This is a genomic window from Natrinema gari JCM 14663, from assembly GCF_000337175.1.
Classification (GTDB): domain Archaea; phylum Halobacteriota; class Halobacteria; order Halobacteriales; family Natrialbaceae; genus Natrinema; species Natrinema gari.
Genome location: NZ_AOIJ01000002.1, coordinates 1 through 582, shown reverse-complemented (window position 1 = coordinate 582; position 582 = coordinate 1). Strand labels below are relative to the sequence as shown.

Sequence of the window (582 nt, the reverse complement as noted above, 5' to 3'; positions counted from 1 at the left end):
GGTGCCGATCGGCGACCGCGAGGTTGCACGCGCTGTCAAGTACATCCTCAACGAGCGGACGTCGACCGACCACGTCTCGAACCTCGATCGGTTCCTCGAGCTCGCTTCGCGGGCCGCCGCATCGGGCTATCTCACGCGCGGCGAACACTACAAGGTCGTCCGCGAAGGGAAGCCCGACGAGGAGCTACGAATCAAGCTCTCGCTCGTGTACGACCAACTCCGACGCTACGCCCGCGACCACGACATCCAGGACGCCGACCTGCTCGACTCCGACACTGACTACCGGTCGCGGATCGCTGACGCCGAGGAAGACGAGGATAGCTACGTCCTCGATGCGTCCAAGCAGCCCCGTGGCCTTAACCGGTGTGTCGCGATCTCGACCGGCGACGCCGAGCCGACGATCGACGGGTTCGAGATGGGCCTGTTCCGCGATGAGGATGCGGACGACGTCGGCGGCGGCACCGACGCGAGTGGTGATGACAGTGGGATCGAGCTTACCGATCTCGACCCGTCGCGTGGGCAGCCCGTGACGTTCACCGCGACGGCGACCAGCATACTCGAGCCGGCGCCGTGGCTCCAGGG

General features: G+C 66.3%; 1 pseudogene. It reads left to right on the top strand.

The features are described from left to right. Positions 1 to 582: pseudogene (locus C486_RS21230) on the top strand (hypothetical protein); the annotation flags it as partial.